11 protein-coding genes are annotated in these 23,591 nt (G+C 68.9%); 6 read left to right on the top strand and 5 right to left on the bottom strand.

From position 1 onward, the window contains the following. Positions 1 to 207 precede the first annotated feature (207 nt). Genes BS80_RS35815 through BS80_RS35805 form a run of 3 tightly spaced genes read left to right on the top strand, consistent with a single transcriptional unit; the run spans position 208 to position 3,445 of the window. The gene (locus tag BS80_RS35815) at positions 208 to 1,929 is read left to right on the top strand and encodes a replication initiator (protein ID WP_063772151.1); all 1,722 of its coding nucleotides are present in this window, start codon (positions 208 to 210) and stop codon (positions 1,927 to 1,929) included. After that, positions 1,926 to 2,111, top strand: coding sequence for a helix-turn-helix domain-containing protein (locus tag BS80_RS35810; protein ID WP_035805832.1), 186 nt, complete (start codon positions 1,926 to 1,928; stop codon positions 2,109 to 2,111). Before BS80_RS35815 ends, BS80_RS35810 begins: the two co-directional genes overlap by 4 nt. After that, complete coding sequence (locus tag BS80_RS35805; protein ID WP_035805830.1) at positions 2,111 to 3,445, top strand: tyrosine-type recombinase/integrase; 1,335 nt, start codon at positions 2,111 to 2,113, stop codon at positions 3,443 to 3,445. Before BS80_RS35810 ends, BS80_RS35805 begins: the two co-directional genes overlap by 1 nt. A gap of 96 nt (positions 3,446 to 3,541) precedes the next feature. Here BS80_RS35805 and BS80_RS44230 read toward each other — a convergent pair whose 3' ends face one another. Continuing rightward, positions 3,542 to 4,012: an SUKH-3 domain-containing protein gene (locus BS80_RS44230; RefSeq protein WP_083975740.1), complete on the bottom strand. Its 471-nt coding sequence runs from the start codon at positions 4,010 to 4,012 to the stop codon at positions 3,542 to 3,544. A gap of 2 nt (positions 4,013 to 4,014) precedes the next feature. After that, complete coding sequence (locus BS80_RS43710; RefSeq protein WP_051967636.1) at positions 4,015 to 12,213, bottom strand: polymorphic toxin-type HINT domain-containing protein; 8,199 nt, start codon at positions 12,211 to 12,213, stop codon at positions 4,015 to 4,017. A 418-nt stretch (positions 12,214 to 12,631) separates the two neighbouring features. Here BS80_RS43710 and BS80_RS35795 point away from each other — a divergent pair, with 418 nt between their 5' ends. Then, positions 12,632 to 16,882 carry a ricin-type beta-trefoil lectin domain protein gene (locus tag BS80_RS35795; protein ID WP_198045699.1) on the top strand — a complete coding sequence of 1,417 codons (4,251 nt, stop codon included), beginning with the start codon at positions 12,632 to 12,634 and terminating at the stop codon, positions 16,880 to 16,882. Positions 16,883 to 16,963: 81 nt separating this feature from the next. Here BS80_RS35795 and BS80_RS35790 read toward each other — a convergent pair whose 3' ends face one another. Next, a complete protein-coding gene (locus BS80_RS35790) occupies positions 16,964 to 17,158 on the bottom strand; it encodes a hypothetical protein (RefSeq protein ID WP_035805824.1) in 195 nt (64 codons plus the stop codon). Between the two features lie 133 nt (positions 17,159 to 17,291). Further along, positions 17,292 to 18,245 (bottom strand): hydroxymethylbilane synthase, encoded by a 954-nt coding sequence (gene hemC / locus BS80_RS35785; RefSeq protein ID WP_051967635.1) that lies wholly within the window; start codon positions 18,243 to 18,245, stop codon positions 17,292 to 17,294. A 110-nt stretch (positions 18,246 to 18,355) separates the two neighbouring features. Here hemC and BS80_RS35780 point away from each other — a divergent pair, with 110 nt between their 5' ends. Continuing rightward, on the top strand, positions 18,356 to 19,816 hold the full coding sequence (locus tag BS80_RS35780; RefSeq protein WP_051967634.1) for a DUF2079 domain-containing protein: 1,461 nt from the start codon (positions 18,356 to 18,358) through the stop codon (positions 19,814 to 19,816). A 103-nt stretch (positions 19,817 to 19,919) separates the two neighbouring features. On the opposite strand, the gene BS80_RS38390 is transcribed toward BS80_RS35780, so the two are convergent. After that, positions 19,920 to 20,960, bottom strand: a complete 1,041-nt coding sequence (locus BS80_RS38390) for a lytic transglycosylase domain-containing protein (RefSeq protein ID WP_157536772.1) — start codon at positions 20,958 to 20,960, stop codon at positions 19,920 to 19,922. 265 nt (positions 20,961 to 21,225) lie between these two features. Here BS80_RS38390 and BS80_RS43325 point away from each other — a divergent pair, with 265 nt between their 5' ends. Next, positions 21,226 to 23,325: an NEW3 domain-containing protein gene (locus BS80_RS43325; protein ID WP_083975737.1), complete on the top strand. Its 2,100-nt coding sequence runs from the start codon at positions 21,226 to 21,228 to the stop codon at positions 23,323 to 23,325. Positions 23,326 to 23,591: the final 266 nt, after the last annotated feature.

Genomic DNA, 23,591 nt, shown 5'->3' with positions numbered 1-23,591 from the left:
GGGCCGGCTGGGTGCGCGTGTATCTTGCCCGACTGGTCAATATGAGCCCGCACCTTTGTCTGCCATCCACCATTTGGGCCTCTGCCTACCGGTTGGCCATACTGGTAATCGCGAACATTGGAACGGCCAGGCACCGGAGTCCCATTCTCCCATGCGTGTTGCGCGTAGGCATCCGCTTCGCTGCGAGTACTGAATACTGATGTCGGCGTGCCATTACTCCCCGCCCCCGCAACCACCTCCACTCCCGCCAGCACGGAGTTCGCCGCACCGGCGCTCACCACCAGCGCCGACACGTCCGCGAACAGGAACTCGGCGCTGGAACGCCGGGCGCGGCTGACCGCCAGGCTGGCCAAGCTCGCCGCCGCCGGACACCTCGCACCCCTGGCCCGGCAGATCGGCTCCCTGGGCGGCTGCGCCCGCCCGATCCGCCTGACCGGGCACCGCACCCGCGTGGACCGTGCGACCGGCCAGATCCTCGACCACCTCGACACCTGCCACCTGCCCGCCGGCGAACTCCTGGTGCGCTGCGGCAACCGCCGCACCACCCGCTGCCCGGCCTGTTCCACCCTCTACCGCTACGACACCTACCAGCTCATCGCCGCCGGACTGCGCGGCGGCAAGACCGTCCCCACCACCGTCGCCACCCACCCCCGCGTCTTCGCCACCCTTACCGCCCCCGGCTTCGGCCCCGTCCACAACCAACCCGGCACCACCCCCTGCACCTGCGGCACCCGGCACGCCGACGGCGACCCCCTCCTCGGCACCCCGCTGAACCCACAGCGGTACGACTACACCGGCGCGGTGCTGTGGAACGCCCACGCTCCCGCCCTGTGGTCCCGCTTCACCACCCACCTGCGCCGCGAGATCGCCAACGCCGCCGGACTCACCCAGCGCACCCTGCGCCACCACGCGACCCTGTCCTACGCCAAGGTCGCCGAATACCAAAAGCGCGGCCAGATCCACTTCCACACCGTCATCCGCATCGACGGACCCACCGGCCCCAGCAGCACCCCGCCTGCCTGGGCCACCACCGCGCTCCTCGACCACGCCGTCCGCGCCGCCGCCAACCGCACTCGCGTCCAGCACCAACACCCCTCCCGGGCCGGGGAGGCCGACCCGGCACAGTCGGCAGAGCCCATGGTGTTTCGCCTCGGGCGGCAGATCGACGTCCGCGCCATCCGCAGTACCGACTTCACCGGCGACGCCCCCGTCACCGACCGCCACGTCGCCGCCTACATCGCCAAATACGCCACCAAGGGCGCCGAAACCACCACCGGCACCCTCGACCGCCGACTCCGCCTCCTGGCCGAACTCGCCCAGCACGACCTCACCGACCACGCCCGCCGCATGATCCACACCGCCTGGCACCTCGGAGCCCAGCCCCAGCACACCCACCTCCGCCTGCGGCAGTGGGCCCACATGCTCGGCTTCCGAGGCCACTTCTCCACCCGCACTCGCCACTACTCCACCACCCTCACCCACCTCCGCGCCGAACGCACCACCTGGCGCACCCGCCAAGACGACGCCACCTCTGCCTCGACGCCGCTCGACCCGGCAGCTGTTGGCCGACACGCCGGTCAGGAACCGACCGATGAGGGCCAGCCGGCCACTGACCGGCACAGTGACCGCGAGGACCGCGCTGACCTGACCGCCGGTCACACCGACCCCGGCCCCGGTCACCGCGCAGGTCACCGCGCGAAGGACAGGCGGCGTGGCGGCGCGGACACGACTCTGGTGATCTCGCACTGGCAGTACGCGGGAACCGGCCTCCTGCCCGAACTCGCCCACCTCGCTGACCTCCTGTCCACCACACCGCGCACCCGGACCGAACAACCAAGCCGCCCCCGGCAGGCGCGGCGCGCCAGTGACCCGGCCGGTCACACCACCGACCCGCTGACCACCGCCGTCCAGACGGGGGCGATCGCGTGACCGCCGAGGCCGAACTCCTCACCGTTCCCGAGGTCATGGCACGCCTAAAGATCAGCCGCTCCACCGTCTACGACCTCATCCGCACCCGGCGACTGGCCTCGATCACCATCGGCCGCGCCCGCCGCATCCCCACCCACGCCCTGTACACCCTCGTACACCACCAACTCGCAGAGGCAGCCTGATGACCACCCCGGACACCAACCCCACCACCGGTTCTCGCAGGGTTCGCGCCAACGGTGACGGCACCGTGTACCAGCGCAAGGACGGCCGCTGGGAAGCCGCCGGCTACGTCCTCGCCACAGGCGACACCCGCAAGCGCGTCAGCGTCTACGGCACCACCCGCAAGGACGCCCTCGCCAAGCTCACCGAGAAGACCGCCGCCAGCAACCGCGGTGTCCCCGTGGTCTCCGCCCAGGGCAGCCTCGGGGCGTACCTGACGTACTGGCTGGAGAACGTCGCCGTCCATCAGCTCCGCGAGAACACCCACACCCGCTACGCTGCCGTCGTGCACCAGTACCTCATCCCGGGGCTGGGCCGGAAGAAGATCGCCAAGCTTGCCGCCAAGGACGTCCGCACCTGGCTGAACGAGCTGCGGACCGTCTGCCAATGCTGCGCACGCGGCATCGACGCCCGACGCAAGCCCGACGCGCAGACCGACCGCCGCCCGCGCTGCTGCGCGCTCGGGAAATGCTGCGGCAAGCACCTCTCCCCGCTGACGCTCGCCTACCTCCACTCCGTACTGAAGTCCGCGCTGGAGCACGCGGTACGCGAGGAAGAGATCCCTCGCAACGTCGCCCGCAACGTCCGCACCGGCACACCCCGACCGCGCCGCTTCGAACCCCTCACCACCGACGAAGCCCGCACCTTCCTCTTCGCCGTGCAGGGTCACCGCCTGCACGCCCTGTTCGAACTCGCCCTCCGCACCGGACTCCGCAAGGGCGAACTCCTCGGCCTGCGCTGGGAAGACCTCAACCTGACGGCCAGCACCGCCAGCATCCGACGCACCCTCCAGCGCACCAGCACCGGCGGCCTGACCACCCTTCCCACCAAGACCGTCAGCTCCGAACGTCGCATCGCCCTGCCCGCTCCCTGCCTGCGCTCACTGCGCGACCACCGCGACAAGCAGACCCGGGAACGGAAGAAGGCCGGCCGGAACTGGAAGGAGAGCGGTCACGTCTTCACCCGGCCTGACGGCCACCCGATCGAACCCGCCACCCTCACCCGACACTTCAAGGCACTCCTCCGCCGAGCCGGACTCCGTCAGATCCGCTTCCACGACCTCCGACACTCGACCGCGACCCTTCTCCTGGAACAGGGCGTCGAACTCGTCGTCATCAAGGAAATCCTCGGCCACGCCCACATCGGCGTCACCGCCACCGTCTACGCCCACGTCCGACTCCGCCTCCAGCGCGACGCCATCGACCTCCTCGGACGCGCCCTCCACAACCCCGCCGAGACCACCACCCAGCCCGACGATGGCGACGACCCGCCTCTTTGTGCGGCCCACGTCCGCTGACGTTGCCGTCAACTACTGCCGTCAGACGCCACAGAGGCCCCGCAGGAAACAAATCCAGCGGGGCCTCTGCAAGCTCCTCAATAAACTGACCAGAACTTACAGCACCCAGGCCCCTATAAGCTGCGGCCTGGTTCCATCAGCTAGCTTCGCAAAGAATTCGTCAGCAGAGCCCGAATATGCGAATACCGAAGCGTCCATCCCGGCGAAGAACTTGCCGGAAGGCGAAATGTACACAGTGAGGTGGAATCCGTCAATTCCCACTGGGCACAGTGATTCACCGGCCACCTCAGAGCACAGGGTCGCAGTTCTCGCATCGCGCTCCGTGCATACCCGAGTCGGATCGAATTCGGTCCAGCAGAATAGGTCTTTTCCATCTATGTTGATGCTTGGCTGATGCTCGATCCGCAGGCGCCAGAACTCTTCTAGGAACTTGTGGGCCGCAGTTGATACATCGAAGCCGACACGCCTCATCTCATGGATAAGTCCGGAGATGTCGACCGCCCGCTCGGGGCTCCAGCCTGCCGCTTCAGCCAGACTGCGACCTCGGCCACGGATAGCGAAGTCCATGCTCACCCTCTCGATAGGTCAGTCGCGCCACGCCGCACAAGCGCGCTCTGACAGGATAGGCATGCTGCCTCTGGCGCGCCATTGAAGCTTCTGACCGTCAGAAATTCGATGTCGCTGAGCTGCAATGGACGCCCGAACGTTTCCTCGAAATCTGCTGCATGATTAGCAAACAGGGCATTGCATGCACGCATCTCCGCGCAGTTTGCTGCGTCGCCCCCGAACATCTGCCCGCCGTCGGCAGCGGCGTCCTCGATCTCAGGTTCAAGGAAAGCAGGGCGAGAAGAGGGTCCGGAGTAACCAATTTCCGTGATGTTTGTATCCTTGATGCGCGCAACTGCAGTCATTGTTGCATCCTGAGGCGCATTCTTCGCGGCTGCACGGGCAGCAGCTCCCATATCTGGCCCACAGGAATTGTGGACCAAGATCGGCGTGGTACCTGCGAGCACATAGTACGTGTGGAGGTCGGCGACCGTGAGGTTGTAGGCGGTCTGCTCAGGGGTCTCGTAGTTCCGTACCGAACGGACGGTGACAGTGCTGCCGTCCGTGGTCAGGAGCTGGTCGCCGACGTGGAGGTCGGCGGCGTCGGTCCAGCGGTGGGTGGTGACGTTCCAGTAAGGGTGGTGCTGGGTGGAGGTGAGGGCGGCCGCGGTCTGACTCGTGGTGGTCAGGGTGAGGGCGGTGAATGCGTGGTCATCGGGGGTGACGATGGTCTGGGTCACCGGTTCGGCCAGTGTCAGGCTGGTCTGCGGATCGGTCGAGGCGACCTGGTCGCCCGTTGTGAGTTTGTCGATGGCCTTGGTCGCACCGTTGGCGAGCAGGACCAGAGTGCCAGCGGGGAAGCTGTTGGAGCACGGGTTGAGGAAGTCCGCGAGCTTGCCGAGGACGGGCTTCGCGGCGATGCCCACTCCTTCTCCGACGATGGCGCTGTATTCGCCGCTCGCTGCTCCGTCGAGGATGCTCTCCTGTTGGCCGCCAGAACTCAGCAGATTGTGCGCTGCGGTACTGGCAGCACCAGCCACTGCACCACAGCCGGCCACGCCGGCTACCAGGGTTGCCCCGGCCGTTTCTGCCGCGCCGAGTCCGGCTACCGCATAGCAGCCTGCGAAGACACCCGCGTAGGTGACGGCCTCCGCGATGTCGGCCTTGTGGTCCCAGCTCCAGCCGACCGGGTCCTTCCAGAAGGACTTCTTCTTTGGTTTGCCGTTGCCGCCCTTACCCGAGCCGTTTCCAGGCGAGGATGCCGGCTTGCCGAGGCCGGTAGGCGCTTGGATCGTGGGTTCCGGGGTGTTGTCCAGGCTGCAGCCGGTGGGGTCGGTGCAGGCGGTCTCGCCGGCGCCACCGCTGTAGTAATCGGCCTGGTGCATGCGGCCCGTGGGGTCGGAGCTGTTGACCGGGTCGTTGTTGCTGTAGGCGTAGCCGTTCCACTGCTGGGGGTCGGAGGTGTCCAGGAGTGGATCGGGGTTGAGGAAGCGGCCGTGGACGGGGTCGTACTCGCGGGCCCCGAGGTTGGTGAGGCCGGTGACGGGGTCCAGGGTGCCGCCGACGAAGCCCTTGTCGCCGGCCCAAACGCCGGAGTCGAGCGGGTTGCCGCGGGGGTTGCCGAAGGGATCGGTGAGGCGGCGGGTGACGGTCTGGGCCGGGTCGGTGCCGATCTGGACGCTGTTGGTGCCGTGCGGGTCGGCGGCCTGGTAGACGGTGGTGCCGCCGGGGTTCTGAGCGGTGAAGGTCCTTGTGATGGTGATGCCACCGGACGAGCCGTAGTAGCGGACATCGCTCAGCGAGTTGTCGGAGGTGGAGAGAGTCAGTTCGTCGGTGCCGAGGTTGACCGTGGTGCTCGATGGCTCGTAGCGGATGAGCTGGTTGCCGTCGGCGTCGTAGAGGTAGCTGGTGCTCCCGTTGTGGCCTGTGGTCGAGACGGAGGCCAGCTGGTCCTCGTTGTTCCAGACCATGCTGGTGGTGCCGGAAGTCCCGGTGACGGAGGTGGTGTTGCCGAGCTGGTCGTACTGGTAGCTGGAGGCGCCGGTGGAGGCTCCGGTGGTCGTAGTGGAGAGCAGTGCGTGCGGGCCGCCCGTGCCGCCGCCGGTGTTCGGGGCCTGGGTGGAGGTATTGACGGTCTTGGCTGCGCCGAAGGTTTGGGTAGTCGTCGTCGGGTGGTCGGTGATCACCTGCTGGGAGAGTGTCGCCCAGGCGTTCCAGCCCAGGCTGACACCGTTGCGCATGGTGTAGCTGACATTGCCCGCGCCGGCGGTGAGGATCTTGAGGTTGGCGCCGGTGCTGGTGGCGGCGATCGTGGTCTGCGACGAGATCGCGCCGGCCGCGCCGGTGACGTCACCCCAGCTCTGCCAGGTGCCGTCGTTGTGGCGGATGGTGTGCCACGGGGTCCCGCCCGAGAGGGCGATGACCTGCAGGCCTGTCGAGGTGCCCGTCAGGCCGAGTTGGCCCCCTCCCGGCAGACCGTGCGGCAGCGCTCCGGTCTCCCCGTAGACGTTGCCCCAGGCCTGCCAGGTGCCGTCGCTGTGGCGGACGGTGTGGTTCAGTGTGCCGCCGGCCGTGACGATCACCTCCATGCCGGAGGGTGTTGCCGCAACGGCGACCTGGGAGGGTGAGGTGAGGGCCCCGGCCGCGCCGTAGACGTCGCCCCAGACCTCCCAGGTGCCATCGGCGCGGCGCACGGTGTGCAGCAGTCGGCCGCCGGACAGCGCCATGATCTCCAGGCCGGAGCTCGTCGCGACGATCGCGACCTGAGTGGCGGCTTGGGCGAGTGCTCCGACGGCCACGGTCAGGTCGGTCCAGCCGCTCCAGGTACCGTCGGCGTTGCGGGTGGCCTGCCAGGGCTTGCCGTTCGCGAGGGCCACGACGGTCAGCTGGCCGTTGTACCAGGTGGCGGCCACGGAGGTGACTCCGCTGAGCTGGCCGGAGGTTGCCGTCACGCTGGTGAAGGGGACCCAGCTGCCGTCCGGGTTCTGCTGGGAGGCCCAGACCGTGCCGCCGGCCACGCCGACCCCGAACGTCTGGTTGGCGCCGTCGCTGGCGATGGCCAGTCCGGTGACCTGGGACGGGTCGAGTGGTCCCTTGGCCGACGAGACCTGGTGGGAGGTCAGGCCGGTCCGGTTGCCGGTTGCGTCGTAGGTGTAGCTCTGCCAGTACGGTGACGGACCGCCCACGCTGGCGGGCCCGGCCGGGCCGCCGGCGTTGTTGCAGCCACCGATACCGGGGACGGAGATCGAGGTGCCGGAGCCGATCGGCGCGCCGCCGGAGGAGTCGTTCCAGGTGCCGGTCGGACGAGTCTGCGTGCCGCCGGTGTCCGTCCAGGCGCTACTGAGGCGCCCGAGATAGTCGTAAGTGAAGCACTGGGTGTCGGTGGCCGCGGTGCTCTGGTTGTCGCTGACCGAAGTGACGTTGCCGGAGGGGTCGTAGGTGTACGTGTACTGGTCGGCGGCAGATGTGGCGTTCTGCGGACCGACATAGGAGCTGATGACGCGCCCGGAGGCCTGGTCGTACTGCTGGGTGGAGGTGACGGCATTGCCGGGTGCGCCGACGGTGGTTTTGACCGGCCGGCCGTAGGCGTCGTAGTTGACTGCCTGGACCAGCTTGTTGTTGCCGCCGGAGTCGATCAGATAGCCGGTGAGAGTGCGGTCGTAGCCCACCTTCTCCGCCGGAGTTCCGGCTGGTAGGAAGGGCAGCGCCGGCATCGTACTGGAGGCGAGAGTGCCGAGGACCGGGTCATAGGTGTTGGTGGTGGTGTACGTACCGGCCAGCTTCCCCTCCGTGGACGGGATGGTGATGCTGGTGCCGAGCGGGTGGTAGGCGGTGTCGTAACCGGTGGTCGCCTCGACGTAGGCCGGGCCGCTGGTGCCGCCCTTTCCGTAGCGGGTGGAGGAGGTCAGCTGTCCCAAGGCCAGGGTGTCGTAGGTCCAGCCTGCCTGCTGGTTGGCAGGTGCGACGGTGCCGTTGTAGAGGCCGGTCTTGCGGCCGAGCAGGTCGTAGCTGTAAGCGAGGGTGTTGCCCTTGGCGTCCGTGGTGTGGTCGACCCGTGCGTCGGCGTCGTAGACCGTCTTCGTGACACCGGTGTCCGGGTCGGAGGAGGACGTCTGGCGGCCGAGCAGGTCGTAGGTGTAGCTCCAGGTGTTTCCGGCAGCGTCCGCCCGCGAGGCCGGTTGCCCGCTCGGGGTGTAGCTGTAGGACGTGACGTCGGCGTCGGTGGCGTTACCGGTCGCGGTGGGGGTGTGGTACTGCCACAGGGCGGTGGTGTGTCCGCGAGAGTCGGTCACGGTGCTGGTGGGCGTTCCGCCCTGGGGCGGAGTCACATCGGTGCGGTCGGCGCCCGGGTAGGCGGTGTTGGTACCCCACTGCGGCACGTTGTACGACAGGAACTCGCTCTGGGTGACCCGGCCCATCCCGTCGTAGATGGTCTTGGTCTCGCCGGGGACCTGGGAGTCAATCGAGTCAATCGGCTTGACGAGCGTGCCGTTCGGGAGGGTGTTGATGTCGAAGTACGGCGACCTGGTGAGGACGGCCCAGCCGTGCGAGTCGTACACGGTGTCGGAGATCAGTCGTCCGTTGCCCGTCTGGGGGACGGTGGTCTGGGTCTGCACCAGCCGGCCCAGGCCGTCGTAGAGCTCGGTCTTCCAGGAGAAGTCGCTGATCTCGGTGTTGTTGCCGTTGGTCTCGCGCTGGGTGCGGGTGGTGACCACGGACGGAGCCTTGACCCCGTCGATCGCGTAGGAGTACTCGACGTTGGAGGTCTGGTCGGTGGAGCGGCCGGGTTGCCAGACGTCGACCAGGCGACCGAGGCCGTCGTAGTGCTCGGTGGTCACCCGCTTGTTGGGATCGCTCGATGTCAAGGGCAGCGAGCGGCCCGGGTCCAGGGTGACCGTGCTTGTCCAGCCGAGCGGGTTGGTGGTGGTGATGGAGGTCGGAACCGCGCCGGTGGCCGGGGTGTAGGCGGTGGTCGTGGTTGCCACTGCCGTGTTCGGGCCGGTCAGTTGATTTCCGGCGGTGTCGTAGGTCGAGCCGTCGGTCGTGGAAACGCTCAGGGTTCGCCCGTAGACATCGGTGGGGGCCAGGCTGCCCGACAGGACGTAGACCGGACTTCCGCTGGTGTCGTAGTGGTCCAGCGCCTGACTACTGGACGGGTCGCCGAGCGCGCCGAGTTGGCCGAAGGGCTTGCCGTCGTACAGGGTCCGAGTGTCGGACACCGTGTTGGCTGCCGTCGCCGTGGTACCGCAGGCGCCCGCGACGGCCTGCTTCTCACTGACTGCCGAGAGCACCGCACTGGTGGGCACGGTGGGGTCGGTGGGACCGGTCGCATACTTGATGTGGGTGCAGATCTCCGGGGCCGCGCTGGTCCCGTCACCCTTGTCGTCGCTCCAAGTCAGGCGGGCACCGTAGGCCTGATCGATGGTGTCTACCTTGGTGGTGGTCCGCCAGGTGGTTCCGTCGGCCAGGCGCGCCATGACCTTCGACGTGAGTTGCGTGGCCGGTGTGCGTGCGATCAGCGCTGGGGCGCCGTTGGTCGGCGCAGGCGTCTGAGTGGCAGTGGGCTTCTGGTCGGTACTCGACGTGGTCCCGGTCATCGACTGGACCGTGCCGTTGGCCTGGTCGTAGACCTGAGTGGCCAGGACCGAACCGGCAAGCCAGTCGCTGTCGGTGACGTTCGGGCCGCCGAGCGGGTTGGCGACCTGGCCGGTGCACTGCGAGTTGGTGGCCCAGGCATCGCCGTCCATGCCGCGCAGGTAGGTGACGGTCTGCTGGGTTCTGGGTGTCTCTCCGGCGTTCGTGCTGCCGGTCGTGGTGGTGACCGTCTGGTAGCCGCGGAAGTTGTCCCAGGTCCGAGTGACCGGATCGGTGAACGGGGAGTCGTTCTGGTGCCAGGCCGCGCCCCCGCAGCCGCCGTAGGTGTAGTGGGTCGACTTGATGATGCCGGTGACCGCATCCTGCTCGGTCACGTCGGTGACCAGGTACTTCTGGAACCAGTCGCTGACCGGTGTGGTGGTACTGCCCCCCGGGAAGTACCACTTGACGGGCATGCAGGGCTGCGTGTTGGCGGCGGGCGACGGAGCCGAGGAGGAGGTGAACGAGCAGGGTTTCGGGTTGGTGCCCGATTGGTCGGTGTCGTTGTAGATGATGTTGATCTGACCACCGGTTTCAGTGGTGATCGTCTTCATTCGCGGCTGGTTGAACAGCGGCAGGCCCAGCGTCTGTGGCGGCACTGCGTCAGGTTTGGCGACGGTCGTGGTGACCCGGTTCGCCATCTCGCCGCCGCCGAACATCACCGGCGGCAGCGGGGTCGGGTTACCGCTGGTGTACCCGGTGCGGATGATCGAGTCCAGCCACAGCGACTTCGGGGTTCCGTCTCCGGGATCGGCCCATGACTGGGCGAGGGCCCACGAGTCCACAGCTGAGTAGGAGGAGCCAACCAGCACCTTCGTGGAGATGGAGGTCAGCCGCTTGGTGCTGAAGAAGGTCGGACTGGTGTTCGTGCAACTAGCGCCGGTGCAGACCTGGTCGACGGGGATGTCGTGCCAGGCAGCGGCGTCGGCGGTCGTCAGCTCGCTCTCGTTCGGGGCACAGGTGACCGTGGCGTTCGGCTCGCACCGCTCGCCGGTACCGAAGGTCACCACGGAGGCCGGTGACAGCTTGCCCTTGGCCGCGATCTGGTCGGGGAGCCGCTGGCCGTAGAAGATCTGTGAGAGTGTGCCACCGCGGATGTAGGACGCGGGCTTTCCGCCGCCCTTGTTCTGGCCGCCGCCCTGCTGGTAGTTGTTGGTCTCGGGGTTGTAGGTGTAGCTGATCAGGTTCTGGTGGACGTCGACCACGTAGTCGAGGTTCCAGCGCCAACCCATGGTGCACGACGAGCCCGCGCCGGTGGCGTCGTTGTAGCAGGGGCCGTCTGCCTTGTTGGGAGAGTAGACGGGCTCGGACCAGGCCGAGTTGGAGGGCGCGTCGGTGCCGTCGCCACCCGGCAGACGGTTCTGTCCGAAGTAGTACTTCGTGCCGTCGTCCGTGGTGACCAGCCAGTACTCGCCTGTCGGAAGCAAGTTGGGGGCGCCGGTCAACTGCCGAACGGTGGTCCCGTCGTCATTCTGGGGATGCCACAGGGTCTTGTCGTTCTGGTCCTGGACGAGGGGGCCTGAGTGGCCCGCAAGGCTCATGGTGGCATTCTGACCGGCCCAGCAGTTGTCCCCGCTGCCGGGGATGCCGTCCTTGGAGCAGCTCTGGTAGGAGCGCTCGATGAAGCCCGGCTGGTAATCCCAGCCGGTGCCGACCCAGGAGGACTGCGCGTTCTGCGACGACGTCATGCCGTCCACCGCGGAGGAGTCGTAGGACAGTGCCACGGAGGGCGCTACGCCGCTCACCGAGGGCGGCAGCTGGACCGGGTAGGAGTAGGTGAAGTTGCCGACGTTGGACCCTGAGTTCCAGGCCATTGACGGATTCAGCGACGTGGCAGCGTAGTTGCCTCCCGAGCCGGCTGCCGTCGCGATGGCGCCCAGCAGGATCTTGGGCGCCTCCGACGTACTGCCGGACGCCGCGGGGGAGAGGGAGACCTCGGCTGTGAGTGTGCCCGAGGCTGGGTCCACTGTTGAGGTGACCGGTGTCTGCACGCGGCAGTCGGTCGCGTCCGGCGTCGTCAACGCACAGGCGGGCACGGCCACGAGACGGGCACGGTCGGCCCACAGTTGGCCGCCCAGTGGCTTCAGGTCCAGGGCGACGTTGACCTTGCCGTCCGTGGCGCCCTTGTCGGCGTCGGTCAGGGTGACGAGGGGTGTCGGGATGCCGACGGCCTTGCCCTTGGCCGGGTCGGAGACGGTGACCTGAACGGTGCGCGCGGCGCCGGTCGTGTCCGTGCCCACCGAGACCGGGAGCTGTCCGGCCTGTACCAGTGTGGAACCGCCGGAGGCCGGAGAGCCGCCACCGGTGGCCGCACGGGCTGCCCGCGCCTCGGTCGAGTCGACGCCGAGCTGGACCGTCGCGCTGCCGGTGTGCAGGGGCGGTGCGGCGGGCGTCGGCGTGCTCGTCGGCGCCGCCGCCGGCTTCAGCGGCGTGATCTTCACCGGGCTGACGCTGACGGACTTGGTCGGCGCGTTGAGCGGGGTGCCCGTTGGGCTCCAACTCTTGCCGGAGGAACCTGCGTTGAGTGCTGACGCTGTGGGTGCGGTCAGCAGTGCGAGCAGGACCGCGAACACGAGCGACAGGCTCATGCCGCTCGTGCGGGGACGCCGTTTGCGTCCCGAAGGCGTACGCGTACGCCGAACCCCCACCACAGGCACTCCCCAGTGCTGTTCAACCTCACGGAGCGTCACGAGATGAGTCCGGTGACGCGATCTCACCAGACCCTAGGCGAACGAATATTCGGATCACCAGCCCGTTTGCCGTCGACTTGAAAGACTTTGTAAACCCTTGACCTATCTGCTGGAACCAAACCGGGCATGTCATCACAACTTGCCGTATCGGCTTGACCCTGGCCGGGTCAAGCAGCAGGGTTCCGAATCGAACGCCTGCTCGTGGAGTGGGCTGTAGGGAGGGACGAGGATCGTCATGTCACAAACTGAACGCATCTGGCGCAAGACAGCACCACACAGGAAACGGTCAAGTGCCGCCCACCTGCTCACTCTGGGGGTGAGCGGAGCGCTCGCAGTGGGGATGCTCGTCGCCCCCGCTGCCCAGGCCGAGACCCCGGTTCCCGTACCGGTGCCAACCGGTGCGACGGCGACGGGCTCGGCCGCGCCCGCACTGTCGCCGACCGCGCAGGCGATCCTCGACGCACGCACCAAGGCGAAGACGAGCGGGCAGGCTGTCGCCGTCGATGCCCTCACCACGGGCTCGTCCACGACGGTGGTCAACCCCGACGGTACGCTCAGCACCACCGATTACACGGCTCCCGTACGGATCAGGCAGAGCGCCGGCTGGGCCGCCATCGACGCCACCCTGCGAACGAACACCGACGGGACCCTGAGTCCTACCGTCTCGCCGACCTCGTTGAAGCTGTCGGGCGGTGGCAGTGGTGCTCTCGCGACGCTGACCACCCCGGACGGCAAGCAGCTGTCCGTCACGGCTCCCTTCACACTGCCCAAGCCCACCCTGTCCGGGGCAACGGCCACCTACGCGGGTGTGCTGACGCCCGATGTCGACCTTCAGGTGACCGCAGACCCCCAGGGTGGCTGGCGGGATGTCATCGTCGTCAAGACCGCTGCCGCCGCTGCCAATCCGGCACTGACGTCCCTTCACTTCCCGATCTCGACGACAGGGTTGACCGCCGGATCGGACGCGGCTGGCAACCTTGCCTTCACCGACAGCACCGGGGCCGTGCGGCTGCACGCCCCGACGCCGATGCAGTGGGATTCCACGCCGCCGCCACCCGCCGTTCCGACCGCCTCGGGTGCCGTGGCTGCCCGGGCCCGTTCGCTTTTCGCGGCTCCCGCACCCCAGCCCACGAGTGGGTCCACACCTGACGCGCCCGGCGAAGGCGCGAACGTCGGCACGATCGGTGTCACGGCCAGCTCCGATGCCATCGACCTGACCCCGGATCAGAGCGTCCTTGGGAAGGGCGTCGGGCCTTGGTACCTCGACCCCAGCATCAGCGTGAACAGCGCTGCCCAGGCCTGGGACATGGTCCAGGAGAACCATCCCGACACCAAGAACTACATGGCACCGGCAGACCTGGGCATCGGCTATTGCGGCTACGGCGACTGCACCGGCTACGGCAGGTACCGCGCCTATGTCCAGATCGGGATCAACCCAGCCATCTACACTCAGCCCGGCGGCGCTCCGGCGCCCCCGACCGTCTACAACTCCACGCTGTTCGTGAACATCACGGACGCCTCCAGCCCGTCCACCCAGACCCCGCTGGGTCTCTACTGGACGGACCCGATCAACGGCGACACCAACTGGAACAACCAGCCCTGCGGCACTGGCGGGACCATGCTCGGATGCAGCAAGATCGGTTCCAGCATCGTCACCGGTACCGGGCCGATCACCTTCGACGTCACCTCTCAGATGCAGACGGCCGCCCAGCAGAAGTGGGGCAACTGGACGATCGGCATCGCACCCGACGACGAGAACAACGCGCTCTACCGCCACCACATCGGCAACAACCCGCACATCGTCACCACCTACGACATCGCCCCCAGCCTCTGGTGGCCGCGCGTCACCCCGCAGCCGGGCTTCGCCAACGCTGACGGCAGCGGCCACCCGACAGGCTCCGACTGCGCCACCAGCAGTACGAACGCCCCTTGGGTCGGCGGCAACCAGAACGTCACCCTCACCGCCTCCAACTTCTCCCCCGCCGGGATGAACCTGCACACCGTCTTCCGCCTGTGGAACGACGCCGGGTGGTCCTGGACCGGCGACAGTGGCTGGGCCGCCTCGCAGAACTCCAACGTCAGCGTCAACATCCCGGGCACCTCGCTGGCCGACGGCCACCTGTACGCGTGGACGGCCAACGCCTACGACTCCGATCCGCCGAGCGGAGGCCTTGGCTCCCCGGACGTCGCGGCCTGCTTCTTCCGGATCGACAAGACCTCACCTACCCTCGCCGTCAACTCGAGTGAGTTCCCGCCCTCCGGCACTCCCAACCCCCACCCCACCGTGTACGCGGGCAGCAGCGTGGGGGGGACTTTCACGCTGACCGGCAACGACCCCGCCCCCGCCGGCGGCACCGCCTCCGGCACGGCCTGCTACCGCTGGAGTACGGACCCGACCCCCGTCACCGGTTGGAAGTGCTCCGACGGCGCCGGGGCCGGCATCGTCCTCCAGTCCAGCCCCAGCTTCACCTACACCCCGGGCTCGGCGAGTTGGGGGACGAACATCGTCTATGTGCAGGCCCAGGACAACGCCGGCAACTACGGCCAACCCGCTGCCTACTCGTTCTTCGCACCCTGGAACCCGAAGGGCACCTCGGCCTACGGCGACGTGACCGGCGACAGCAAACCCGACATCCTGCTGCCGGACGCCGTCGGCAATCTCCGGATCGTCACCGCCGGCGTCGACCCCGCGAACGCCATCAGCGCCTATGCCACGGCGGCGCCCACCGAGAACTGGAACACCGTCCAGGTCACTCACCGGGGCAACCTGGACGCGGGCACGGTGGATGACGTCGTCGCGCTCAATAGCGCTGACAGTACTCTCAGGTGGTACAAGAACTACGGGAACGGCACGTTCTCTTCTTCCGGAAATGTCAAACCGGCTCCCACGAGCTGCACGGACCTGAGCGGCAAGGCATTGCCGGGCGTCTGCCCGTTCACCGGAGCTCAGCCCTGGGCGGGGGTCACCCAGATCCTCGCGCTCGGCACGCCCAGCGGTGAAAGCACCAGTGCCGCTTCGATCGGGCGCACGTCGCTGCTCGTGGTCGACGGCTCCCAGCTCTGGCTGCTGAACTCCGCAGCACCCGGCGCCAACTCAGACCAGCTGGACGGCACAGCTCATCTGGTCTCCACCGCGGACTGGAGCAACTACGACCTGATCAACCCCGGCCCGGCCAACGGTCCCAGCCTGAGCGCCGGCGGTGCGATGCAGCCGACGCTCTGGGCCCGTAACCGCAAAACCGGCCAGCTGACCGCCTACCCGATCACCGGCGGTAGTGTCCCCAACTACAGCCAACTGGCCGATCCCACCAAGGGTCTTACCATCGCGGGGGTCAACCTCCAGGTGACGGACTACCCCCAGGTCGGCTCGTCCGGTGACCTCAACGGCGACGGCGTCCCCGACCTGTGGGCGACCACCTCGACCGGCCAGCTCGTCATCTGGACCGGCAGCACCACGGGTTGCCCCGCGTCGACGTCGTACACCTGCTTCATCTCCACGAGCCAGACCCATCCGGCCGATCTGCGCACCCCCGTCGGCCGCTGGCCGTTCACCGGGAAAACGACGGGGCCCACCGGCGTCATCACGACTCCAGATGCCCTGAACCAGCACGCTGGTGTCGTTACCGGTGCGGTCACCTTCCTCCCTGACGCCATCGACGGCGTCGCGACCAACGTCGCGCAGCTGGCCTCGAACGGCGTCGGCGAGATCGACATGACGGGCAGCACGCTCGACACCAGCAAGTCCTTCACCGTCAACGTCTGGGCCAAGCCGACCGCTGCCGGCGGGATCGTGGCGAGCGAGGACGGCATCAGCGCCAGCGGCTTCATGCTCTGGCCCGACAAGAACACCAACACCTGGCGGTTCGCCCTCAGCAACGCCGACAACAACGGCTGGCCCTACGACCAGACCGACGACGTCATCAGCAGCTCCGGCACAGTCCAAACCGGCGTCTGGACGCACCTCGTCGCCAGCTACGACGCCGACAGCCACCAGACCAGCCTCTACGTCAACGGCACACTGGCTGCCAACGGCCACCACACCACCAACTCCGGCATCAAGGGTCCCCTCGTGGTTGGCCGTTACCAGCTGGCCGGGCAGCCCAGCTCCTACTACGACGGCTCGGTCGCCGACCTCGTGGTCTCGCCCTACGCCACCAACACCGCCAACCCCGTCCCCAACCGCATCATCTCGGGCATCGGGGCCAACAAGTGCCTCGACGACAACGGCGCCGGCACGGTGCCGGGTGCCGTCATCCAGATCACGGACTGCAACGGGACGATCGCCCAGAACTGGACTGTCAACGCCAACGGCACGCTCAACGTCATGGGCGGCTGCCTCGACAACACCAACGCCGTCAACAGCAACGGCAACCTCCTCCAGTGGAACACCTGCACGGGCAGTCCCGCCCAGCAGTGGATCCCGCGCGCCGACAGCAGCATCTACAACCCGGCCACCGGCCGCTGCCTGGACGACCCCGGCGGCAGCACGGCCAACGGGACCCGTCTCCAGCTCTACGACTGCAACGGCAGCCCCGCGCAGCGGTGGCTGATCGCGCCGGGTAGCTGATTCGCCCGTTCCCTCGACACGCAGGGCCCGCTTTCCCCGGCCTGACGCCCGGTGGAGGCGGGCCCTCTGCGCTGTCCGGTCCTACCGGTGGGTGCCCATGACGTGGCCGCAGAGGCGGCAGCGGCGGGTGAGGGCTTCGGAGAGGCCGAGGGTGGCGAGGGCGGCGGTGCTGCGGACGGTGCCTCGGACGGTTGCGCGGGCGGCGTTGCCGAGGGGGGAGCCGGTGCAGCGGGAGCAGTCGCGGCAGCTGCTCTCGATCTTGACTCGCTTCGCCATGGTGACCTCTGACCTCTGGAGTAGCCGTCGCCGGTGAGGATCGTGCCGCTCCCATGGTAGGGGGCGGCACGACCGCTTCGGGGGTGGTTTCCGGTCATCAAGGGGCGGAGCGTGGACGGATTTTGACGGGATGTCAGTGCGGGATGCTGTCGATCAGCTCCCGCGCGCCCTGCCGGAGCAGTGCGACGGCGACCGAGGTGCCGAGGGTGGCGGGGTCGAGGGGGCCGGCCCATTCGTGGGCGTCCAGGACGGTCTTGCCGTCGGGGGAGAAGACCCGGCCGCGCAGTGAGAGCCGGCCGTCCCGTTCGGCGCGGGCGAAGCCGGCGATCGGGCTGTTGCAGTGGCCCTGGAGGACGTGCAGGAACATCCGTTCGGCGGTGGTCTCCCGCCAGGCGCCCGCGTCGCCGAGGCCCGCGACGGCGGCGCTGGTGACGGCGTCGTCCTCGCGGCACTGGAGGGCCAGGACGCCGGCGCCGATCGGCGGGCACATCGTCTCGACCGAGAGGATCTCGGTGATCCGCTCGGTGAGCCCGATCCGGGCCAGTCCGGAGGCGGCGAGGAGGAGGGCGTCGGCCTCGCCGGCGTCGAGCTTCTCCAGCCGGCGGTTGACGTTGCCGCGGAACGGGACGCAGGTCAGCTGAGGGTGTGAGACGGCCAGTTGGGCCACCCGGCGGACGGACGAGGTGCCGATCCGGGTGCCGGGCGGCAGCTCGTCGAGGGTCAGGCCGCCGGGGTGCACCAGCGCGTCGCGGATGTCGTCGCGGCGCAGGAAGGCGGCGAAGACCGTACCGGCCGGGAGCGGGCGGTCGGCGGGGACGTCCTTGACGCAGTGCACGGCGAGGTCGGCCTCGCCGGCCAGCAGTGCCGCGTCCACCTCCTTGGTGAACGCGCCCTTGCCGCCGAGCTCGGAGAGCGCGCCGGTCCAGCGGTCTCCGGAGGTGGTGACGGGCACCACCTCGGTGCGCAGGCCGGGGTGGAGGGCGGCCAACTCGGTTCTGACGCGCTCGACCTGGGCCAGGGCCATGGGGGAGGAGCGGGAGACGATCCGGATCGGACCGATGGGGGCGGGCGGCGGCGACGACGGCATGGCGACCACGATAGAGCGCCACGCCCCACTGGTGGGACTGCCGACACCATGTGGTCTCGCGGTAGCGTGCGTCAGTCGCACGAGAAATCGAGTAGTCGAGAGAGGTTCGGATGGCCGAGACCCTGGGGACCGCGGTTCCGGCCAGGCGGGTGCCCAGCTGGGGCCGGGCGGCCCGGGTGGCCCGCGCCGCCGGAGCCGGGCGGCTGGACGACGTCCTGCCGCACGTCGCACTCGCGGCGTTCTTCCTGCTCGGCTACACCGTCCTGGCGGTCCTGCGCTACCAGCGCTTCGGCTCGCCGTCCTGGGACTTGGGCATCTTCACCGAGGCGGTGAAGGGCTACGCGCACTTCCACGCTCCGGTGGTCTCGATCAAGGGGCCCGGTTTCAACGCGCTCGGCGACCACTGGTCGCCCGTCCTCGCGTTGCTCGCGCCGTTCTTCTGGGCCTTCCCGTCCGCGGTGACCCTGCTGGTCGCCCAGGCCGTGCTGTTCGCCTGGTCGGTCGGCGTGGTCTCGGACACCGCTGCCCGGCTGCTCACGCCCAACCGGGGGCTGCTGATCGGCGTCGCGTACGGGCTGTCCTGGGGCCTGCAGCGGGCGGTGGACGCGGAGTTCCACGAAATAGCTTTCGCCGTGCCGCTGTTGGCCCTGGTCGGCCGGCAGCTGCTGTTCGAGCGCTGGGAGCGCGCGGCGTGGTGGGCGCTGCCGCTGGTGCTGGTCAAGGAGGACATGGGGCTGACGGTCGCGGCGGTCGGCGTCGTGCTGGTTCTGATGGCCCGGCGGTGGTTCACCGGGGGCGTGCTGGTCGTCTTCGGCCTGGCGTTCACCGCGCTCTCGGTCCTGGTGCTGATTCCGCACTTCAATCCGCAGCACCACTTCGACTACTGGTCCAAGCTGCCGGGCGGCACCCATCCGAAGATCTGGCAGGTGCTCATCGGTCCGTTCACCCGGCTGACGGTCTGGAAGACCAGCGGGTGGATCTTCGGCATCGTCGGGTTCCTGGCCCTGCGCTCGCCGCTGGTGGTCCTGGCGCTGCCCACGCTGGCCTGGCGGTTCGGCTCGTCCAACCCGATGTTCTGGGGCCCGGACTGGCACTACAACGCGACCCTGATGCCGATCGTCTTCCTCGCGCTGGTGGACGCGGTGCAGCGGATGGGCCGCTCCGAGCGCCCGGGCGTACGGGCGTTCGCGGACGGGATGGTGCCGGCCGCGCCGGCCATCGCGGTGGCCTGCCTGGTGAGCCTGCCGGTCGGCTTCGGCGGCCTGACCGACCCGTCGGCCTGGAGCGGCGGCACGCACGCGGCGGCGCTGCGGGCGGCGATCGCGCAGATCCCGCCGGACGTCCGGGTGGAGTCCTCGATGGGGCCGCTGGCGGCGCTGGCCGCGCGCGACGACACGTACTGGCTCGGCGGCTGCAAGCCGGCGGCGCCGGACTACCTCCTGGTGGACCGGGACGGCTGGGGCGACGCGCCCGCCGACATGCCCGGGTACGCGACGGCGCTGCACCCGGGCGCGCGGTACGGCGCGGTCTTCGACCAGGACGGCGTCGTCGTGCTGCGCCGGCTGCCCTGACCCGGCGTCGGCGACGACGGCTCCGACGTGGTGCCGTGACGACGGCTCCCACGTGGTGCCGGGCAGGCTGCCCGCAGGCGGTCGGCGCGGCACCACGCGGGGGTCAGCCCAGACAGCTGCAGTTGGTCATCAGCGCCTCGACGCTCTTCACATAACCCGGGTTGGGGATCACCTCGGTGCCGGTGGCGGTGACCAGGCCGCTGGCCGGGTCGGTGCTGCTGACGGTGTTGTAGTGGACGTTGCCGGCGCCCGCGTTGTAGGCCGCGACGACCACGTCGAGCAGCGGGCTCTTGCCGGTGACCGGGTCCGGCGACAGGTCGTACTTGCCGCCGAAGTCCGAGTCGCCGTAGTAGGCGACCAGTTCGTCCAGCAGCTCGGCGCCGAGGTCGGTGTTGCCGGCCAGCGTCTGGACGTCGTTCTTCGTACCGAACTTGCCGTTCATCCAGGTCGCGGTGGCGGGCATGATCTGCATCGTGCCGATGCCGCCGTCGCAGGCCAGGATGGCCGACTGCCAGCCGCTCTCCTGCCAGGCGATCGCCTTGACCAGGTTGACCGGCAGCGGCGGGAGCTTGTCGGTGCCGCCGCTGCCCAGCGTCAGCGTCCTGGACTTTCCCGCGGCGGCGGTGAGGGCGGCGCCGACGTCGCTCTGCGGCTGGTTGGTACCGGTGAAGCTCTTGCAGCCGCCCTGGGCCGGCGGGGTCTGCGGGGCGGTGACGGGCGGAGGCGGCGGTGCGACCGGGCCGGGCTTGGCGGTCGGCGCGGGCGCGGCGGAGGCGGCGGCCTGGGTCTTCGGAGTCGTGCCGCCGGGCTGCGTGGAGGCGGTCGCGGACGAACCGCGCGAGGTCGAACGGCTCGCCGAGGCACTGGGCGAGGCGCTGCGCGAGGCACTGGCCGAGGCGCTCGCGGACGGGCTCGCGCTCGCGCTCGGCGACGGGAGCGCGGAGTCGCTCGGCGGGCCGGTCGGGGACGGGACCTGCCCGGCGGGCGGGTCGGCGACCGTGACGGTCCGTACGTCGGCTGTGGTGTGTTTCGCCCCCAGCTCCGAGACCCCGTAGGCGCCGAACGCGCCGGCCACCGCCACCGCCGCGAGTCCTGCCGCGGCCTTCTGGCGCCTGCCCATGCCCGTGCCCATGCCGATGCCCATGGTCCCCACCCCCGTTGTGTTCGTCGCGCCTGTGCTCACACAGGAGTTCGTCATGCTACCCATCGGTTGGGCGGTGATCGGTGCCAGGTTCGACTGTTGAAGTTTGGGTGATTCTGCCGACTTTCCGCGTCCATGGCTTCAGTTTGGTGTGAGTTATTGACCGATGATGTGGAGTTTTGATTCCCTGGGTCCGCCATGCGCATGGCGGACGCACCACGCACGAGCACCCTCCCTCCCCAGCACCTCTCACCACCCAGGAGATGGCATGAAGAAGGCGTGGGCCGCGCTGCTCGCCGCCGCGATGACGGCGGTGCCGCTGACCGTCGTCACGGCGACGGCGACACCGGCGGCCGCAGTGGACAACGGACTGGCGAAGACGCCCCCGATGGGCTGGAACGACTGGAACACCTTCGGCTGCGACGTCAGCGAGAAGCTGGTCGAGCAGATCGCCGACAAGCTGGTGGCCAGCGGCATGCAGCAGGCCGGCTACCAGTACGTCAATATCGACGACTGCTGGATGAGCAAGTCCCGCGATGCGGCCGGCAATCTTGTGCCCGATCCGGTCAAGTTCCCGGACGGCATCACCGGCGTCGCCGCGTACGTGCACAGCAAGGGCCTCAAGCTCGGCATCTACGAGAGCGCGGGCACGATGACCTGCGCCGGCTACCCGGGCAGCCTGGGCCACGAGGACGCGGACGCCGCCTCGTTCGCGTCCTGGGGTGTGGACTACCTCAAGTACGACAACTGCTACAACCAGAACATCCCGAGCCAGCAGCGCTACAAGGCGATGGGCGCGGCGCTCGCGAAGACCGGCCGTTCGATCGTCTACTCGCTCTGCAACTGGGGCAATGAGAACGTCGCGTCCTGGGGGGCCGGCGTCGGCAACCTGTGGCGGACCACCGGTGACATCAGCGCCGACTTCGGCTCGATGCTGGGTAACTTCCACACCAACGTCGCGCTGGCCGCCGGTGCCGGCCCGGGCGCCTGGAACGACCCGGACATGCTGGAGGTCGGCAACGGCATGACCCCGGCCGAGGACCGGTCCGAGTTCTCGCTCTGGGCCACGATGGCCGCGCCGCTGATCTCCGGCGCCGACCTGCGCGCCGCGTCCGCACAGACCATGGCGATCTACACCAACCGCGACGTCATCGCGGTCGACCAGGACCCGCTGGGCAAGCAGGGCGTGGAGATCGCGCACAGCGGCGGCCTGGACGTACTCGCCAAGCCGTTGGCGGACGGCAGCGTGGCAGTCGCGCTGTTCAACGAGAACGCGACCACCGCGACGATCAGCACCACCGCCCAGGCCGTCGGACTCGGTGCGGCCAAGGGCTACACGCTGCGCGACCTGTGGAGCAAGGCGACCACCGAGACGCCGGGCACCATCAGCGCCGCCGTCCCGGGCCACGGGACCGTCCTCTACCGGGTGGCGAAGACCGACAAGCCCGGCCAGTTCGCGCCGAGCATCTCCCTGAACACCGCGATCCCCGCCCAACTGGACGGCGCCACCGCCACGGTGACCTCCTCGTTCACCAACAACGGCAGCTCGGCGGTCGGTCAGGTCACCCTCGGGCTGAACGCGCCGGCCGGCTGGACGGTCGAGCCGCTCACCGCCACCGGGTTCGGCACGGTGCGCCCCGGCCACATGGCCATCGCGGCGTTCCGGATCACCGCGCCGACCGTGCTCAGCGTGCCGATCGAGACCGACACGCTGACCGGAACGGTCGCCGCCCGCTGGAGCGGCGGCAGCACCGCGGCCGACTCGGCGGGTACCGTCCGGGTGACCGCCCCGGTGCGCGCGCCGTACCTGACCTACAGCGACACCACGGCGGTCTTCGGGCAGTCCGGCACACGGCTGGGCGTGCTCGGCGGCGGCGCCGACGCCTGGGGCAGCACGGACGAGTACAGCACCGTCTACCAGAAGGGCGCGGAGCACGACGGCTCGACCACCGTCGTGCAGGTCACCGCCCAGGCCGCCACCAGCAGTTGGGCCAAGGCGGGCATCATCGTCCGCAACGACGTGACGGCGCCGGGCAGTTCGCCCGGCTACCTGATCCTCGCCGTCACCCCCGGCAACGGCTACGTGCTGCAGTGGGACAGCACCGGCAGTGGCCGGCTGGACAGCAACTCCGCTCCCTCGAACTCGGGCCTCGGCACGGCGAGTTACCCGACCTGGCTGAAGCTGGTGCGGACCGGCGGCAGCTACACCGGCTCCTACTCGACCGACGGCACCACCTGGACGACGGTCGGCACCGCCACCGTCCCCGGCGCCGCGTCGGCCCAGGACGCCGGTGTGTTCATGACCGCCCACAACAACGGCGGCGGCACCACGGGAGAGGTGGACTTCGACCAGCTGACCCAGAACTGACACGACTGAACGGCATTGTGGGGGCGGGTCTCGACAGAGATCCGCCCCTGCGGCGTCCGCTGCCGGTGTGAAACTCCCGCCGCGTCGACCCCATCGTCAGATAGCCGAAGTAGGAGCCCAGTTCAATGCCGCTCTCGACAAGCGAAGAGCGCATCCTCCGTCATGCTCTGGCACATGTAGTGAGCGTTCGCCCCCATACCATCCCCGACGTTGACTACCAGCAGGCGGTGGAGACTTCGGTCGCGTGGCCCAAGTCCTGACGCAAG

The sequence above is a fragment of the Kitasatospora mediocidica KCTC 9733 genome (assembly GCF_000744225.1).
Lineage (GTDB): Bacteria > Actinomycetota > Actinomycetes > Streptomycetales > Streptomycetaceae > Kitasatospora > Kitasatospora mediocidica.
Note: the sequence above shows the minus strand (reverse complement) of the source record. Positions and strands in the feature narration are given on the sequence as shown.

Bases quoted from the DNA above. Each gene is read 5' to 3' on its own strand.
- BS80_RS35790 (WP_035805824.1), bottom strand. From the start codon at position 17,158: ATGGCGAAGCGAGTCAAGATCGAGAGCAGCTGCCGCGACTGCTCCCGC.
- BS80_RS44230 (WP_083975740.1), bottom strand. From the start codon at position 4,012: ATGGACTTCGCTATCCGTGGCCGAGGTCGCAGTCTGGCTGAAGCGGCA.
- hemC (WP_051967635.1), bottom strand. From the start codon at position 18,245: ATGCCGTCGTCGCCGCCGCCCGCCCCCATCGGTCCGATCCGGATCGTC.
- BS80_RS38390 (WP_157536772.1), bottom strand. From the start codon at position 20,960: ATGGGCATCGGCATGGGCACGGGCATGGGCAGGCGCCAGAAGGCCGCG.
- BS80_RS43325 (WP_083975737.1), top strand. From the start codon at position 21,226: ATGAAGAAGGCGTGGGCCGCGCTGCTCGCCGCCGCGATGACGGCGGTG.
- BS80_RS43710 (WP_051967636.1), bottom strand. From the start codon at position 12,213: ATGAGCCTGTCGCTCGTGTTCGCGGTCCTGCTCGCACTGCTGACCGCA.
- BS80_RS35805 (WP_035805830.1), top strand. From the start codon at position 2,111: ATGACCACCCCGGACACCAACCCCACCACCGGTTCTCGCAGGGTTCGC.
- BS80_RS35780 (WP_051967634.1), top strand. From the start codon at position 18,356: ATGGCCGAGACCCTGGGGACCGCGGTTCCGGCCAGGCGGGTGCCCAGC.